Consider the following 14,074-nt stretch of genomic DNA (forward strand, 5'->3'; position numbering starts at 1 on the left):
GAGCCTTACACAACCCACCGCGGCACGGGTCCCCAGGTCGACCCGATCGGCACTTAGGGTCGAAGGACCTGAACGATCGAGAGAGGAATCCATGAGTCGCATCACCATCCTTGGCCGGCACCGGGTCGCCACCGCGATCGGACTCGCGAGCGTGCTCGCCGCGGGCACAGCGGTCACCGTGGCGGTCAAGGGGTCCGACTCCTCCCAGGCGGCCACCAGCAGCACCGCGGCCGCGGCGGCGATCAGCTGCAGCACCGCCACCGGCGGCAAGCCGTTCTACGACGGGCCGTCGGCCTCGAAGGTCTACGACGCCCGCTTCAGCAACAGCGCCGCCGTACCGAACCTGGGCAGCTACACCCCGCAGGGCATCGGCACCTGGTGGAACTGGGACGGCTCGAAGGACCTGCTGCTGGTCACGGCGTACCGGACGGGCGCGAACTCGCAGATCATCGGCATCGACCCGGCCACCAACAAGACGGTCGGCGTGGTCGCGATCGCCGCGACCCACGGCGGCGGCATCACCACCAGCAACGGCTGGGCGTTCGTCCAGGGCAGCACCACCGGCATCCGCAAGTACAAGCTGTCCTCGCTGAAGTCTGCGATGAAGGCGGCCGGCACGCCATACCTGAAGGCGGTCGGCACCGAGCGCAAGGTGTATGGCGCGTCCTTCCTGACCAGCTACGGCGGCTACGTCTGGTCCGGCAAGTTCAACGACAAGGGCCGCGACAAGATGTACCAGTACAAGATCAACAGCAACGGCTCGCTGACCACCATCAACAAGGCGTGGGAGGTGCCGACCAAGACCCAAGGTCTGCTCGTCACCGGCAGCCACTTCGTCTTCAGCACGTCGTACGGTCGGGACAAGCGCAGCAACCTGTACGTCGTGCGCCGCGGCCAGCCGGATCTGGACAAGGCGAAGCTGAGCTGCTTCCGCGCCCCGAGCATGTCGGAGGGCATCACCGAGTACGGCGGGCGCGCGTACCTGGTGTTCGAGTCCGGCTCGCACGTCTACCGCTCGGACCCGAAGACCCTGAACGTGATCAGCCGCCTGCACAAGGCCACGATCTCGTCCCTCACCGGTCTGGCCTGACGCCACCGCAGTCCGGCCTGACACCTCCGCCCGATGGCGGTCAGTTCAAGGAGCACCCGTGCACAACGTCCTGGATCCCCGCGACCTCGTTCCCGACGAAGCCGAGCAGTTGCTGAGCGCCGGGTACCCGGCCGGCAACCTGCTCGACCGGGCCCGCGCGGCGGCCGCGGCGGACGACCCGCACGAACTGGCCGCCATCGAGTACGCGCTGCGCGACCTGCGCCGCCGGGAGGACTGGCCGTTCGACGAGCCGTCGGACCTGTCCTCCCTCGGCCCGGGGGCGGCCGTCACCCCGGCCGGCGACGACGTACCGGACCGCATCCGCGGCGCCTGGCTCGGCCGGGCGATCGGCAACACCATGGGCAAGCCGGTCGAAGGGCTCAGCCACACCGAGGTGGAGCGCTACCTGCGTGCCGCGGGCGACTGGCCGTTGAGCGGCTTCGTCCCGTTGCTGGACCCGCTCCCCGAGGGGATCGGTTCGCTGCACCCGTCGGCGGCGGAGGCCTCGGCCGGCCGGTTCGACGCGATCCCCCGGGACGACGATCTCGACTGGACAATCCTCGGGCTGCATCTGCTGGAGACCTACGGCGCCGAGTTGTCGACCGAGGACATCGCCCGTGAGTGGCTCGACCGGATGCCGTTCACCCAGACGTACACCGCCGAGCGGGTCGCGTACCGGAACCTGGTCAGCGGCCTCAAGCCACCGAACACCGCCACCAACCGCAATCCCTACCGCGAGTGGATCGGCGGCCTGATCCGGGTGGACACCTACGGCTACGTGAACCCGGGCGACCCGACCAGTGCGGCACGCATGGCCCGCACCGACGCGGTCCTCTCCCACACGGCCAACGGCATCTACGGCGCCCAATGGGCGGCCGCGCTGGTCGCCCAGGCTCTCGTCGCCGACACCGCCGCCGATGCACTCCGTACTGCGCTGTCGGTGGTTCCGTCGCGTTCGCGAATGGCCGAGAGCCAGCAGAAACTGCTCGACCTGTCCGAGGCGGGCGCGACCGCGGCCGAGGCACTGGACTGGATCGATCACAAGCTCGACTACAACTGGGTCCACACTCTGAACAACGCGGCGATCATCAGCGCCGGGCTGCTCTGGGGTGCGGACGACTACGTGCGGACACTCGGACTGGTCGTCGGCGCCGGGCGGGACACCGACTCCAACGGCGCCACCGCCGGCAGCGTCTTCGGCGCTCTCCACGGCTCGGCCGCGATCCCCGCGGAACTGGTTGCCCCTGGCAAGGGCATCGTGCGCAGCGCGGTCCGTGGTTTCGACCGGATCACCATCGACGAACTCGTCACCCGGACCGAGGCGGTCCTGCAGGACTTGCAGTCCGGCAACCCGCCCTCGTGATCCGGCGGTGAGTGCTCGGCCCGTGGTTTGATACCCGGCGTGATCATCTCGTTCGGCATGGCCGGGGTCTGGTTCGTGCTGTTCCTGGTGAGCTTCCTGCGCGATCAGCGACTGCTGCGCAACGGGGTGTACCTCGTCCTGACGTTGCTGTTCGCGGGCCTCGGCGTGGTGTTCGCCCTCGAGAAGGTCTCGGAGTCGGCGGCCAAGGTGCTCGTCGTCGCCGTCCTCGTGCATCCCGCTGAGCATCGCCGTGCTGGCGGTGTTCCTGATCGCCAACGGCGTGGTCATGCTGCGGCGTGAAGGCCGCCGCCTGGCCAACCTGCTGTCGCTGCTGGCCGGGCTGGGCTTCATCGGGTTCGTCGTGTTCAGCGTGCTGGTGCAGCAAATCGGCTGGCGACCGCTGGAGATCGTGCGGAGCGTGCTGATCGGCGTCCTGACCTACGTGTCGTTCCTGTTCGTCTGCTTCCTGCTCTACGCCTTCGTCTACGGGCGCTTCAGGACCGCTCGACCTCGACCTTCGAGAACCTCACCTTCAGCCGCGAGATCATGGTCGGCCTGGTCCCGAAGTAGCGCTGTCTGGTGGTGACGAACAACTTCCACGCCCTCCGCGCCGCCCTCATCGCCCGCAAGGCGAAGGTCAACGGCCAGGTGATCGGTTCCCCTACCGCCGCGTACTACTGGCCGAGCGCAACCATCCGCGAGTTCATCGCCATCCTCGCCGAGCACCGCCTCGCCAACACCATCATCGTCCTGCTGATCCTCGCCCACGCCCTCCTGCCCGTCATCTGATGGGCGATCGCTTGTCCAGGTCAACGAGCACGCGGCAACAGCTAGCGGAGCATCACGATGGCGGCGGTGATGCCGGCGAGGACGATCAGGATGCGGAGGAGGGTGGGTGGGAGCCGGCGGCCGATGTGGGCTCCGGTGTAGCCGCCTACCACCGAACCGGCAGCCAGTAGACCGACCGCGGTCAGGTCGAGGTCGGCGACGAAGGCGAAGATCAGCCCGGCGATGACGTTCGCGGCGAGCACGGCCAGCGTCTTGAGTGCGTTGACGACCCGCAACTCCAGGTCGAGGCCGAGCCCGAGCACCGCCATCATCATCACCCCGGACCCGGCTCCGAAGTACCCGCCGTAGACGCCGGTCAGCGCAGCGAAGAAGGTGGTGACCGGCGACATCGTCGTCCGTGGCTCGAGCGAGTCCGGATCCTCGTGCCGCGACCGCAACCAGCGCGAGATCCACGGCTGCGCGCCGACGATCAGGCAGGTGAAGAGAATCAGCCACGGTACGACGAGCTCGAACACGCCGGCGGGCAGGCAGAGCAGCAAGGCCGCTCCGCCGATCGACCCGATCGCACAGGTGGCGACGACAGACCAGGTGACGCGCGGCTGTTCCCGCAGTTCGCGGCGGTAGCCCAGCGAGCCGCTGAGCCCGGCCGGGATCAGGCCGACCGTGTTCGAAGCGTTCGCGACCACCGGCGGGATACCGATCGCGAGCAGCACCGGGAAGCTCACCAGCGAGGCGACACCGACCGTCGACGTCAGGATGCCCGCGACGAGCCCGGCCGCCAGGATCGCCACTTGTTCGAGCCCCGTCACGGCTGCTCGCGCAGCAGCGCGACGTCGCTGACCAGCATCACGTGGTCGTGCATCGCCTGGGCCGCCGCGTCCGGGTACCCCGCGGCGAAGCGGTCGTCGGCCATGAGACCACCTTATTGATCATTGGGTCACTGAGCTATTGGGTAGGCCAGTGAGCCGCGCCGCGCCAACGCGGCACTTCGATCGCGCCGTACCCGGCCCTCGAGATTGCGGCCCGCCTCCTCCCGCCGTACACCGATCGCCTTCGCAAACAACTGGCCGATCTCAGCTGAACATCTCCCCAGAGGTGTACCGTCAAGTGCAACCACCGAGGCCCAGGAGTACCGCGGCGTACGAGGTTCGCCCAGCGAACCCAGCCCATCCGAACCGAGCCCCGGAGCCCGAGATGTCGAAGAACAAGGGCGGACGCGAAGTCCGCAAACCCAAGCAACCCAAACAGCCGAAAGCCAACTCCAGCGACAGCGCGATCATCCCGCCCACGAAGCAGGGGCGTAAGTAGTCAGCGCGGTCAGTTTCTGAGGCTGTTGGCCAGGAGCCGTCCGTAACTGCCGGTCCGCCTTGGATTCAGGTTCTCCGAGCGAGCAGGTAACCCTGCGGAGTGGATTCCTGCTCCTCGGCGGGCCGGCCGGCCCAGAACGCCGTCGCGAACCCGGCGTCGGCGAGCCGGCGCTGCATCTCGTCCGCCGACAGCCAGTACCCGTCGAACTCGACCCCGAGCCCGGCGCTGCGGCCGCCGCGCCGGAGCTTGCCGTCACCGTCCTTGAAGGCGGTGACCAGATAACCCCCGGGCTTCACGACGCGGGCGAGTTCGCCGAACGCGACCGGTCGGTCGGAGGGCGCGAGGAAGATCAGCGAGTACCAACACACCACCCCTGCCAGCGAGGCGTCGTCGAAGGGCAGGTCCCGCAGGTCCGCAACCTCGAAGGTGAAGTCCGGATAGTCACGCCGGGCCACGTTGACCATCTCGGGCGAGAGATCGACCCCGCGTGGGGTCACACCGTGCCCCTTCAGAAAGGGAGCCAGCCGGCCGGTCCCGCAACCGATGTCCGCGACGTCGGTGCCGAGGTCTGCGGCAAGGGTCATTTCACAGAACATCCCAAGCACCGCCCGCTCGATGGGCATCGCGTCCAGCGCTCCCACCAGGCGCTCGGCATACCACTCCGCAAGCACATCGTGCGCGACCCTCAGCTCATCAGTCTTGGCATCCACGGACGGAACCATAGTTGACCGAGTTCCCCGGCACGCCGAGCGGCGCGCAGGGCGGCGAACGGCGGCGCGACGGCGTTAGTCCGCGTCTACTTCGGCCACCGAACGCGGAGCGGAAACCTTCTCGAAGCGGATGTTGCCCGCAGGCACCATCCAGGTCATCACCTGTACCTCGAGGCGCCCGGCCCGGACCGCCGGGTCGGCACTGCACAACTCGCGCGCGGTCTCCGGGTCGACCGACATCACCGAAACTCCGCGCAAGCGCTCGTCATCCTGACCAAGCAACGGCCCGCCGGCGACGAGATAGCCCTGCTCGCGCAGGTCCGCGCGGAAGGCGAGGTGTGCGTCCTGGAGCGCGTCAGCCTCCTGCTCGCTCAGCTCGGGCGCGTCTTCTGGCCGCACCAACAAAACGAGAGTGTGCTGGTCGAACTTCATGCCGCAAGCCTAAGTGACAAGGTCAGCCTGTACGGGCGGTACGCCGCGCTGGCGGCCGGTGCCCACCGGGGACTCCGTGAGCGGGTGCAACAGCGCCATCACCGAGGACGCCCCTTGGTGCTCACCCGGATCGCGGTAGATCCCGACATCAATTGAATGCCGGCCAGGACCTCGATGGCCCGCGATCAGCTGCGGATATCCGGCGCCTTGCGACCGAGCGCCGCTCGCATCTGGCCGAGCCACTCTGTGCCCAGTTGGCGCCCGTTGGGGAGTTGGTCGCCTCGATCCCAGCGCCACGTCGTGATCATCGCCAGCACAAGGATCCGGCACTCGCGCAGCAGGTCTTGATCGACACCTGGATAGTTCTCACTGACCTCCTCGGGTGCGTGGGCGAGGTCGAATTCGACAGGCCCACGGCAGCACGTTTCAAGGTCGATGAACAGCAGCCCGTTCTTCGTGGTGAGCACATTGCCTGGATGAGGCTCGCCGTGCAGAAGCTGCTCGGCGGGGCCGCTTTCGTGGATCGATCGTCTCAGGCTTCGCAATGTGTTACTGAGGAGCTCCCGGTCCGCGTCGGCAAGCGCTGGGGTGTGGTCACGGCTTGCCAGGAGTTGTTGGGCACTCTCAACTCGATCTGTGAAGTGCGGCGTCGGGACATCGAGCTTTCGCATGCCCGCATGCAGCCGCTCGAGTGCACTGGCGTAGTCGGCTGGTGCGACCACGTCAGGCGTCACGGGTTCGTAGTAGGTCCACAGCGTGACCACGAAGCCATCACGCTCATAGACACGCGGTTCCACTCGAGGCTCGAGAGCAGCCACAGGGCTCCCGGATTCGGCGAGGCGTTGAGCAAGCTCAACCTCGAACTGTGCGACCTGCTCGGCGACAGGTGCCACCCGGGCCAGGACGTCACAAGGCAGGAGACGCAGAGTGAGCTTGTTCGAGTCATTGAGAACGATCGCGTCGTCGACTGGCAGACCGAGTGATGAGGCGATCGACATGGCCGCAGCCACCGCCCGCTGGGCCTCTGACGCCTGCATGGTTTCGCCTTGCCCCTCTCCTTTGAGAGCCGCCGAATCGCTCTGAGCGGTTACAAACCTGGGCACCATACCAAGCGTTCATGCCGCGGCGGGGGCAATTAATTCGGCGAGCAGCCACCCCGCACACACGGCTGATCATGACTGGCAACGCCCGTGGCGTGCGGCGCGCGCTCCCACTCACACGCCATGAGACGATCGTCGGCGAGCACCGAGCCACACCGCATGTTCAAGGAGAGCGAAATCGATTACGAGGGGGTTCGCGACCCAGGAGACATGCCTCGGCCCGGACCCGCTCGGTGGAGCGGTGTGCTGTGGCTGGGCCTCGCCGGAGCGGTCGCGGCAGCGCTGCCTGTCACAGGCGTCGTCATGTGGTCGGAAAGGACGCCCGGCGATCGGGTGCGCGCGTTCGAGGCGGCGGTTGTCGCGGTCCTGGGACTGCTGGTCGCCGTTCCGGTGCTGATCAGCCGGCTGCGCTCAGTGCGGGAATCGTGGCCCCGGCATCCGAAGGCGGCGCTGGCGGCGGTCTTCGTGGCCGACGCGGCGGCCATGCTGGTGCTGACCTGGGTTCTCCCCTTCCGCGCAGGGCTCCTCAGCTGTCTGCTGTACTGCGCGCCGGCGCTGCTCGTGTCTGCTGCCGCCCTGCTGCGGTCGCGTACCGCCGTTCTGATGGCGGCCGTCGGTCTCGCCGCCCTGTTCTCGCTCGCCGCCCCGCTGCAGGTGCTGCAGCAACACGTCGCGACGCGGGAGTGGGCGAGGGCGACGGGCCTACCATCACGGTCGATCGCCCAAGTCGTCACCTTCCCGGGGATGACCCAGGACCCGTATAGCTGGGACGGAAGAACGTTGACAGCGATGTTCAGCCTCCCGGTAGGCCCCTCCAACGCGTGGCTGGGCGCCGAGACCGCGCAGTCGGGATACGTGGACCCGTGCGGGCCGGTGCTGATCGCGGAGGGGGACGCAAGCAGGACCGCAACGCCCCCGTGCGTGCAGGAAGCACCGAACCTTTGGTACCGCGGCACCCGTGATGACGCCGAAGGGTACGTTCTGCACCGTTCCGGCGTGACAGTGATCGTCACCGGGGGTGCGTGGTCCCGGACGAACGAGTCGGACACCGCCTATGCGGCGGAGCGGAGAGCCGGGCTGCGGCGCGTCGTCCTGGGAGCCCGCACCGCCACCGATGCGGACCTGTGGACGCGTTCTCGGCTTCCGCACCCCACCCTGCTGGGCCTTCTTCTCCTGTGAACGGGTAGGAGGAGGCAGTTGGGGTCTTGACCGAGCCTCGGCATCGTGGTCGCGTACACCGCGATCGCCTCCGGGCACGACGCCAGCCCGATCATCGGGCTGCGCCGCGCAGGCCTGGTCCCGGCGCACCAGTCAGGTAGTACGCATCAGGCCGTGACCGTCACGCCCGCGGTGCGCAGGTCGGTGATGGCCTGCTCGGAGCTGGCCGGGGCCACCCCTGCGGTGAGCCCGGCCAGCACCGTCGTACCGAAGCCTGCCTTGTTCGCGTCGAGCGCGGTCGCGCGGACGCAGTAGTCGGTGGCGATCCCGCACACGTCGACCTGGGTGACGCCCTTCTCCTGCAGCCACGCGGCCAGCCCCTGGCCGTCCTGGCACTTCCCCTCGAACCCGGAGTACGCCGCGGCATGCTCGCCCTTGTCGAAGATCGCGTCGAACGGTTGCGGGTCGAGGTTCGGGTGGAAGCCGACGCCGTCCGTGCCGGCCACGCAGTGCCGGGGCCAGGAGCTGACGAAGTCGGGATTCGCGGAGAAGTGGTCGCCCGGGTCGATGTGGTGGTCCCGGGTCGCGACGACGTACGCGTACTCCCGGTCCTTCTCGTCGGCCTCGTGCCACTGGTGCAGCAGTTGCCCGATCCGGAACGCCACGTCGGCGCCGCCGCGGACGGCCAGGCTCCCGCCCTCGCAGAAGTCGTTCTGCACATCGACCACGATCAACGCCCGCGTCATCGCAACGCTCCTTCAGAGTGTCCTGACAGCTACGGTACAAGCCTCAGGCCCGATCTCCGGGCGTTGCCGTGTCGCCGATGTGGCGCGATCGGTCAGGCCGGGATCGGCGAGCCGCCGTTGACGCGGATGATCTCGCCCTGCGTGGCGGTGGTCCGCGGCGAGCAGAGGAAGACGATCGCGGCCGCGACGTCGGCCGCCTCGGGGAGCCGCCGCGCGGTGAACTGCTGCGCGATCTCCGCCAGCGCGGGCTTCGGGATCACCCGGTGCTCGCCGTTCTCGAGGGTGATGCCGGGCATCACGATGTTCACGAGTACGCCGTCCCGGCCGAGGTCGTGCTGCAGGCTCGCCACCATGCCGTGCAACCCGGCCTTCGCCGCGCCGTACGCCCAGGAACCGGCCATGCCACGCTCGGCCAGATCCGTCGACAGCAACACCAGCCGGCCCTGGTTCGACTGCCGCAGGGCCGGAGCCGCCTGCTGGACAAGGTGGAAATTGCCCTCCAGGTTGGCCCGCATCACCGGCACCCACTGCTCGGCCTTCGCATCCTCGATCCGGGTCGGCCGGTCGTGGAAGCTGCCGCTCCCCCAGTTCACCGCGTTCCCCACCAGCACGTCGAGCCCGCCCCACGCGGCGACAACCGCCCCGACCGCCTCCTCGACGGACTCGGGTTCCCGCAGATCCATCGGTACGACGAACGCCTCGCCGCCGGCGGCCTTGATCTCCCCGGCGACCTCCTCGGCCGCGTCCTGCCGGGAGTTGTAGGTGATCGCCACCCGAGCCCCCTCCCGGGCAAACCCGACCGCCGTCGCCCGCCCGATCCCCGATGACCCACCCGTCACCAACACGCCCGCGTCGCGCAATCCCAGATCCATGACCATTCCATCCTTTAGTCGGCTAACCAAAAACTTAGCCGACTAATCACCAGCCCGCAACCAGGCTCGTGGACCCAGGCTCTTGCACCCGGCCGAGCACCACGCCCGGCGGGTTGACTACTTCTGCACGAACCCCAGTTCATTGCCGTCAACGTCGCGGATCGTGAACTTGCGCGTGCCGTAGGGGGTGTCGAAGAGCGGCTCGACCACGTCTGCGTCCGGGGCGAGCCTCGCCCACCAGGCGTCGACGTCGGCGACCTCGAAGTTGAACCGCGCACCCGTGGCCGGCGCCGGCTCGTACTGCCCGAGAGCGAACTGCGCGGGCCCCAGAGTGAAGTGGACGTAGGTGGGGTTGTCAGGCGGCCAGTGGCCCTCCGCCGGCACGCCGAGCAGCCGCTCGTACCACGCGGCCGCCTTGGCGAGGTCTCGCACATTGACTCGCACGTGTGTCAGCTGAGGGCTATCCATGTCGGCACGATAGCCGTCTGAGGTCAGGCGAGACCGGTGTCGTGGATGAGGAGCTCCTTCATCCCGATCAACCCGTACCTCGATCCAGGCACCACCGCTGCGCCATCACCTCGACGATTGGTGATCTCGGCAACCAACTGATCCTTGCCAACAGCCACCACCACCTCCTCCACAGGCATCCCCGGGCGCCGGCGCCTGACCGCGATCCGCCGAGTCGTGGATTTCGGGGAATGCACGCGCTTGCAGAGAACGCTGATCCACGAATGAGCGCCGGCTCACACCTCTCGCGCATGTCGAGCAGCGCGGAGGTGTGAGCCGGGGTGGGGAGGAGGGGTGGTGGATCAGGGGGTGATGACGACGGGGGCGCCGTTGGCGGTGAGGGACCAGTCGGTGGTGTGGAAGGTGTTCGGGTTCACCTCGCCGGTGGTGGTGACGTAGTCGATCATCAGCTGGCGGATCTCGACCTGGCGGTTGTAGAGCACCGGGGCGGTCTTGACGTGCGGGAAGTTGCCGCCGCCGGACTGGCGGTAGTTGTTCACCGCGACGACGAACTGCTGGTCCGCCGTCACCGCCTCCCCGCCGTACGTCAGGTCGCTGATCCGCGCCCCGACCGCCTTCGCGATGTCGATCTTGTACGCCAGCGGCTTCGCCAGCCCGCCGAGGATGTCGTAGTTGTAGTCCGGCGTCCCACCCGGCGCGGTCGGCGTCGGCGCGTTCGTCACCTGGTCCGGCGTGAACGGCCCCGGGCCGCTGACCTGCTTGAAGTACTGCGCGGAGAACTCGAGGTAGTCCTTCACCTGAGCACCGGTCATCGTCACCGCGAGCAGGGTGTTGTCGAAGATGTACAGCCCGGCGACGTCCCGCACGGAGACGTCACCCGCGGGGATCGCCGCCGCCCGGTTGAACGGCGCCGCGATCGCGAGCACGGGCAACGCCGCCTCCGGAGTACCGGCGAGGGCCTTGCTGACCGCGTCGGCCTGGACGAAGTTCACGAAGTCCAGCGCGGCGGTGTCCTCCCAGGGCGCGGTCGCCGCGGACATCGCCTCGGTGCAGGTGCCGATCTTGGAGTTGACGTACTCGACGACCTTGTCGTGGTCCTTCTGCAGCAGCTTGGTGACCTGCGGGTCGGCGGCGACCGTGTTCGCGTTCAGCACCTGGCTGTGCCGGCCGACCACCTTCCACTGGCCGCTGACCTTCTGCAGGTCCAGGTCGATCAGCGCGAGCCGCATGCCCCACTTGAGCGGCTCGACCAGTACTACGGACTCGCCCGTCGCCTTGTTCGTCACGAGGCGCTGGGGGATCTCCAGGTGCGCGTGCCCGACGAGCACCGCGTCGATGCCCGGGACCTCCTCGGCCATCAGGGCGGAGGCGTTCTCCGGGACCGGCAGCGCGTCGCCGTACGAGGAGGACAGGTCCATGCCGGAGTGCGCGGACACGATCACCACGTCGGCGCCGGCCTTGCGGACCCGCGGTACCCAGATCTTGGCGAGCTCGACGATGCCGCCGAACTTGACCTTGTTCTCGACGTTCGCCTTGTCCCAGATCGCGATGCCCGGGTTGGTCAGACCGAGGATGCCGACGGTGATCGGCTTCTCGCCCGGTACGTGCACCCGCTTGAGCACGTACGGCGGGAAGACCGGCAGCCCGGTGGTCCAGTCCTGCGCGTTGGCGCCGAGCAGCGGGAACCGCAACTGCCGCTGGAACTTGCGGAGGATGTCGAGCCCGTAGTTGAACTCGTGGTTGCCGAGCGCGGCCGCGTCGTACCCGATCTCGTTCATCGCCGCGGCCATCGGGTGCACGTGGCCGCCCGTGATCGGCTCGATCTTGGCGAAGTAGTAGGCCAGCGGGGTGCCCTGGATGGTGTCCCCGGCGTCGAGCATCAGCGGGGCCGGAGTACGGCGCTCCTTGGCGATCCGGGCGCGGACAGCCTTGACGAGGGTCGAGACCTTGGCCAGGCCGATGTCGTTGTGCGCGGTGTCGTCGTACTCGGTGTTCTTGAAGTAGTCCCAGTTGAAGACGTTGCCGTGCAGGTCGGTGGTGCCCATCACGCTGAGCCGAACCGTCCGGCCGTTGGATCCCCCGCCCTGCGAGCCGCCGGCGTACGCGGGGACCGCCTGGAAGCCGGCTGCGGCCAGGGCCGTCGCAGCGGCGCCCCCGATCACCGTTCGCCTGCCCATGCTCCGGTCAACCGCCTGGTCCTCGCTCCTGCTGTCCGTCATGGTCCGCCTCACGCATCGTTGGGTTCTGGCTTCGGGGCGCTGTCCTTCCGGGCGGGGAGGACTTTTGTCCTCTGGTTCCCGGGCGGGGAGGACGCGGCCTGGGCTGCACGATACGTGCGACACACCCCGGGGGTGGTGACGGGATGGCCCCTTGCCCGCGAGAAGATGCCGCCCATGACCTTGCCGCCCGGCAGACTCCTGCTCGTCGCTGCCGTCCTGTTCGGGGCCGCCCTCGCCCAAGCTGCAAAGCCCTCCTCCGACCACGCGACCGCGGGCCCGGTCGTGCACGCCGACGTCAGACCCGCCGCGAACCACGGACCGCTGGCCGTCGTACCGGAAGGCCGCCGTACGACGCCGCCGGCGCGGCGGACCGGGCAAACGTCCCACCCGGTCACGCATCAGGGAAACGCGCAGCCCCATGGGACCGTGCCACCCAGTGGGAAGGTGCTCTACCTGACCTTCGACGACGGGCCGCAGCGGGAGTGGACGCCGCGGGTGCTGAGCCTGCTCGCCAAGCACCAGGCGAAGGCGACGTTCTTCGTGCTCGGCCGTGAGGCGGCCGCGCACCCGGACCTGGTGGCGCTGGAGAAGCGCCTCGGGCACCACGTCGGCAACCACACCTGGGACCACCCGATGCTGACCCACCTGCCGCCGGCCGAGATCCAGCAGGAGATCTCGTCGGGGGTGCCGTCGAAGTGCTTCCGTCCGCCGTACCGCGACACCAACGCGCACGTGGCGGCGGTCGCGGCGTCGTACCACCAGCGCCAGGTGCTCTGGGACGTCGACACCCTCGACTGGGAGAAGCCCGGCACGGCGAAGATCGAACGCGCGATCCTCCAGGGCGCCCGCCCCGGCGCGATCATCCTGTTGCATGACGGCGGCGGCAACCGCGCCCAGACCGTCGCCGCCCTGGACCACGCCCTCACCAAACTGACCGCCCAGGGCTACACCTACCAAGCCCTGGGCTGCTGAGCCGTTCTCCCCTGCTGCCGTTCCCGCTGCTGAGCCGTTCCCCGCTGCTGAGGCGTCTCCCGTGCAGAGGCGTTCTCAGTGCTCGATGCCGGCCGTGCCGCCGGAGAAGTGCTTGAGCGCCTGGTCGATCACGTGGACCGGCTGATCGAGCGCGTTCACGAGGTACAGCCCGGTCGGCTTCAGCAGCGGACTCGGCTTGATGACAGCGCGCACGGCCGGCTGGTCGAGCCCCCGTACTCCGGCTGTGGTGGCCCCGATCCCCGGAGCCAACTGCAACTCGAGCACGAACTGCCGGAAGATCTTCGCCTGCCGAAAGCCCTTCACCGTCTTCCATGGCAGGATCACCGGGAAGGCAGCCCCTTCAACCGCCAACTCGAGCCCCTTGGGCGACATCCGCATCGCGACCGGCGGCAACTCGTTCTCGGCGTACCACTGCTGCCGCTCCTTCTCCAGCCTCAGCGCAAGCACGGTACTGAGCACCAACGGCACCATCGCCGCGATCAGCAGCAACGCAAACGGCCACAACCCCGCACCCCGGAAGGCAAGCAACGCGGCCAGCGCCACAAGGATGCCCAAGGCCCCGATCACCAACGTGACCCAAGCCCCCCGCCGCTGCGCCCTGCTGACCACACCCCGCCGCCGCAGCACAACCTCCCGATCAATGCCGACAACAAACGTCTGCACCGGCGCCCGCTCACTCATAGGTACACAATCGCAGCCCCCCAGCTCCCCCGCAGCGACACACCCCCCAGTACTCCGCCCCGCCCCCACGCGCCGACCGACCGGAAGCCTGACGGGAGCAACCACACAGCGGGCAGCAAAACCGCCCCGGTCTGGCACTCCCTGG

General features: G+C 68.5%; 17 protein-coding genes. 7 read left to right on the top strand and 10 right to left on the bottom strand.

The features are described from left to right. Positions 1 to 91: 91 nt before the first annotated feature. Genes EV644_RS01605 through EV644_RS45100 form a run of 5 tightly spaced genes read left to right on the top strand, consistent with a single transcriptional unit; the run spans position 92 to position 3,242 of the window. Complete coding sequence (locus tag EV644_RS01605) at positions 92 to 1,090, top strand: hypothetical protein (protein WP_132187302.1); 999 nt, start codon at positions 92 to 94, stop codon at positions 1,088 to 1,090. Positions 1,091 to 1,148: 58 nt separating this feature from the next. Beyond that, entirely contained in the window at positions 1,149 to 2,453 is a 1,305-nt protein-coding gene (locus EV644_RS01610) for an ADP-ribosylglycohydrolase family protein (RefSeq protein ID WP_132187301.1), read from the top strand. 39 nt (positions 2,454 to 2,492) lie between these two features. Then, a complete protein-coding gene (locus EV644_RS45090) occupies positions 2,493 to 2,753 on the top strand; it encodes a hypothetical protein (protein WP_199239592.1) in 261 nt (86 codons plus the stop codon). Further along, complete coding sequence (locus tag EV644_RS45095; protein ID WP_199239593.1) at positions 2,704 to 3,039, top strand: hypothetical protein; 336 nt, start codon at positions 2,704 to 2,706, stop codon at positions 3,037 to 3,039. The genes EV644_RS45090 and EV644_RS45095 overlap by 50 nt, the downstream gene beginning before the upstream one ends. Beyond that, a complete protein-coding gene (locus EV644_RS45100; RefSeq protein WP_199239594.1) occupies positions 3,033 to 3,242 on the top strand; it encodes a YdcF family protein in 210 nt (69 codons plus the stop codon). Before EV644_RS45095 ends, EV644_RS45100 begins: the two co-directional genes overlap by 7 nt. A 41-nt stretch (positions 3,243 to 3,283) precedes the next feature. Here EV644_RS45100 and EV644_RS01620 read toward each other — a convergent pair whose 3' ends face one another. From EV644_RS01620 to EV644_RS01640, 4 genes are all read right to left on the bottom strand, one after another. Further along, positions 3,284 to 4,051: a sulfite exporter TauE/SafE family protein gene (locus EV644_RS01620; RefSeq protein ID WP_132187300.1), complete on the bottom strand. Its 768-nt coding sequence runs from the start codon at positions 4,049 to 4,051 to the stop codon at positions 3,284 to 3,286. A 564-nt stretch (positions 4,052 to 4,615) separates the two neighbouring features. Continuing rightward, positions 4,616 to 5,260, bottom strand: coding sequence for a class I SAM-dependent methyltransferase (locus EV644_RS01630; protein ID WP_132187299.1), 645 nt, complete (start codon positions 5,258 to 5,260; stop codon positions 4,616 to 4,618). 75 nt (positions 5,261 to 5,335) lie between these two features. Next, a complete protein-coding gene (locus EV644_RS01635; protein WP_132187298.1) occupies positions 5,336 to 5,692 on the bottom strand; it encodes a YciI family protein in 357 nt (118 codons plus the stop codon). A 185-nt stretch (positions 5,693 to 5,877) separates the two neighbouring features. After that, entirely contained in the window at positions 5,878 to 6,729 is an 852-nt protein-coding gene (locus EV644_RS01640) for a phosphotransferase enzyme family protein (RefSeq protein ID WP_132187297.1), read from the bottom strand. Positions 6,730 to 7,002: 273 nt separating this feature from the next. Here EV644_RS01640 and EV644_RS01645 point away from each other — a divergent pair, with 273 nt between their 5' ends. Continuing rightward, on the top strand, positions 7,003 to 7,971 hold the full coding sequence (locus EV644_RS01645) for a hypothetical protein (RefSeq protein ID WP_132187296.1): 969 nt from the start codon (positions 7,003 to 7,005) through the stop codon (positions 7,969 to 7,971). A 146-nt stretch (positions 7,972 to 8,117) separates the two neighbouring features. On the opposite strand, the gene EV644_RS01650 is transcribed toward EV644_RS01645, so the two are convergent. From EV644_RS01650 to EV644_RS01665, 5 genes are all read right to left on the bottom strand, one after another. Then, positions 8,118 to 8,696 carry an isochorismatase family protein gene (locus EV644_RS01650; RefSeq protein ID WP_132187295.1) on the bottom strand — a complete coding sequence of 193 codons (579 nt, stop codon included), beginning with the start codon at positions 8,694 to 8,696 and terminating at the stop codon, positions 8,118 to 8,120. 92 nt (positions 8,697 to 8,788) lie between these two features. After that, positions 8,789 to 9,568 (bottom strand): SDR family NAD(P)-dependent oxidoreductase, encoded by a 780-nt coding sequence (locus EV644_RS01655; protein ID WP_132187294.1) that lies wholly within the window; start codon positions 9,566 to 9,568, stop codon positions 8,789 to 8,791. 117 nt (positions 9,569 to 9,685) lie between these two features. Further along, positions 9,686 to 10,036, bottom strand: coding sequence for a VOC family protein (locus EV644_RS01660; RefSeq protein WP_132187293.1), 351 nt, complete (start codon positions 10,034 to 10,036; stop codon positions 9,686 to 9,688). Positions 10,037 to 10,059: 23 nt separating this feature from the next. Continuing rightward, on the bottom strand, positions 10,060 to 10,194 hold the full coding sequence (locus tag EV644_RS47050) for a hypothetical protein (RefSeq protein ID WP_255511271.1): 135 nt from the start codon (positions 10,192 to 10,194) through the stop codon (positions 10,060 to 10,062). A 183-nt stretch (positions 10,195 to 10,377) separates the two neighbouring features. Further along, a complete protein-coding gene (locus tag EV644_RS01665; protein WP_132187292.1) occupies positions 10,378 to 12,255 on the bottom strand; it encodes a bifunctional metallophosphatase/5'-nucleotidase in 1,878 nt (625 codons plus the stop codon). A 174-nt stretch (positions 12,256 to 12,429) separates the two neighbouring features. Between EV644_RS01665 and EV644_RS01670 the strand changes: the two genes are divergently transcribed. After that, positions 12,430 to 13,227, top strand: a complete 798-nt coding sequence (locus EV644_RS01670; RefSeq protein WP_199239595.1) for a polysaccharide deacetylase family protein — start codon at positions 12,430 to 12,432, stop codon at positions 13,225 to 13,227. Between the two features lie 75 nt (positions 13,228 to 13,302). On the opposite strand, the gene EV644_RS01680 is transcribed toward EV644_RS01670, so the two are convergent. Beyond that, positions 13,303 to 13,929 (bottom strand): hypothetical protein, encoded by a 627-nt coding sequence (locus EV644_RS01680; protein WP_132187291.1) that lies wholly within the window; start codon positions 13,927 to 13,929, stop codon positions 13,303 to 13,305. Positions 13,930 to 14,074: the final 145 nt, after the last annotated feature.

The organism is Kribbella orskensis (assembly GCF_004342085.1).
Lineage (GTDB): Bacteria > Actinomycetota > Actinomycetes > Propionibacteriales > Kribbellaceae > Kribbella > Kribbella orskensis.

Coding starts and splice junctions, on each gene's coding strand:
- EV644_RS01605 (WP_132187302.1), top strand. CDS start 92: ATGAGTCGCATCACCATCCTTGGCCGGCACCGGGTCGCCACCGCGATC.
- EV644_RS01635 (WP_132187298.1), bottom strand. CDS start 5,692: ATGAAGTTCGACCAGCACACTCTCGTTTTGTTGGTGCGGCCAGAAGAC.
- EV644_RS01640 (WP_132187297.1), bottom strand. CDS start 6,729: ATGCAGGCGTCAGAGGCCCAGCGGGCGGTGGCTGCGGCCATGTCGATC.
- EV644_RS01645 (WP_132187296.1), top strand. CDS start 7,003: ATGCCTCGGCCCGGACCCGCTCGGTGGAGCGGTGTGCTGTGGCTGGGC.
- EV644_RS01650 (WP_132187295.1), bottom strand. CDS start 8,696: ATGACGCGGGCGTTGATCGTGGTCGATGTGCAGAACGACTTCTGCGAG.
- EV644_RS01655 (WP_132187294.1), bottom strand. CDS start 9,568: ATGGATCTGGGATTGCGCGACGCGGGCGTGTTGGTGACGGGTGGGTCA.
- EV644_RS01660 (WP_132187293.1), bottom strand. CDS start 10,036: ATGGATAGCCCTCAGCTGACACACGTGCGAGTCAATGTGCGAGACCTC.
- EV644_RS01665 (WP_132187292.1), bottom strand. CDS start 12,255: ATGACGGACAGCAGGAGCGAGGACCAGGCGGTTGACCGGAGCATGGGC.
- EV644_RS01670 (WP_199239595.1), top strand. CDS start 12,430: ATGACCTTGCCGCCCGGCAGACTCCTGCTCGTCGCTGCCGTCCTGTTC.
- EV644_RS01680 (WP_132187291.1), bottom strand. CDS start 13,929: ATGAGTGAGCGGGCGCCGGTGCAGACGTTTGTTGTCGGCATTGATCGG.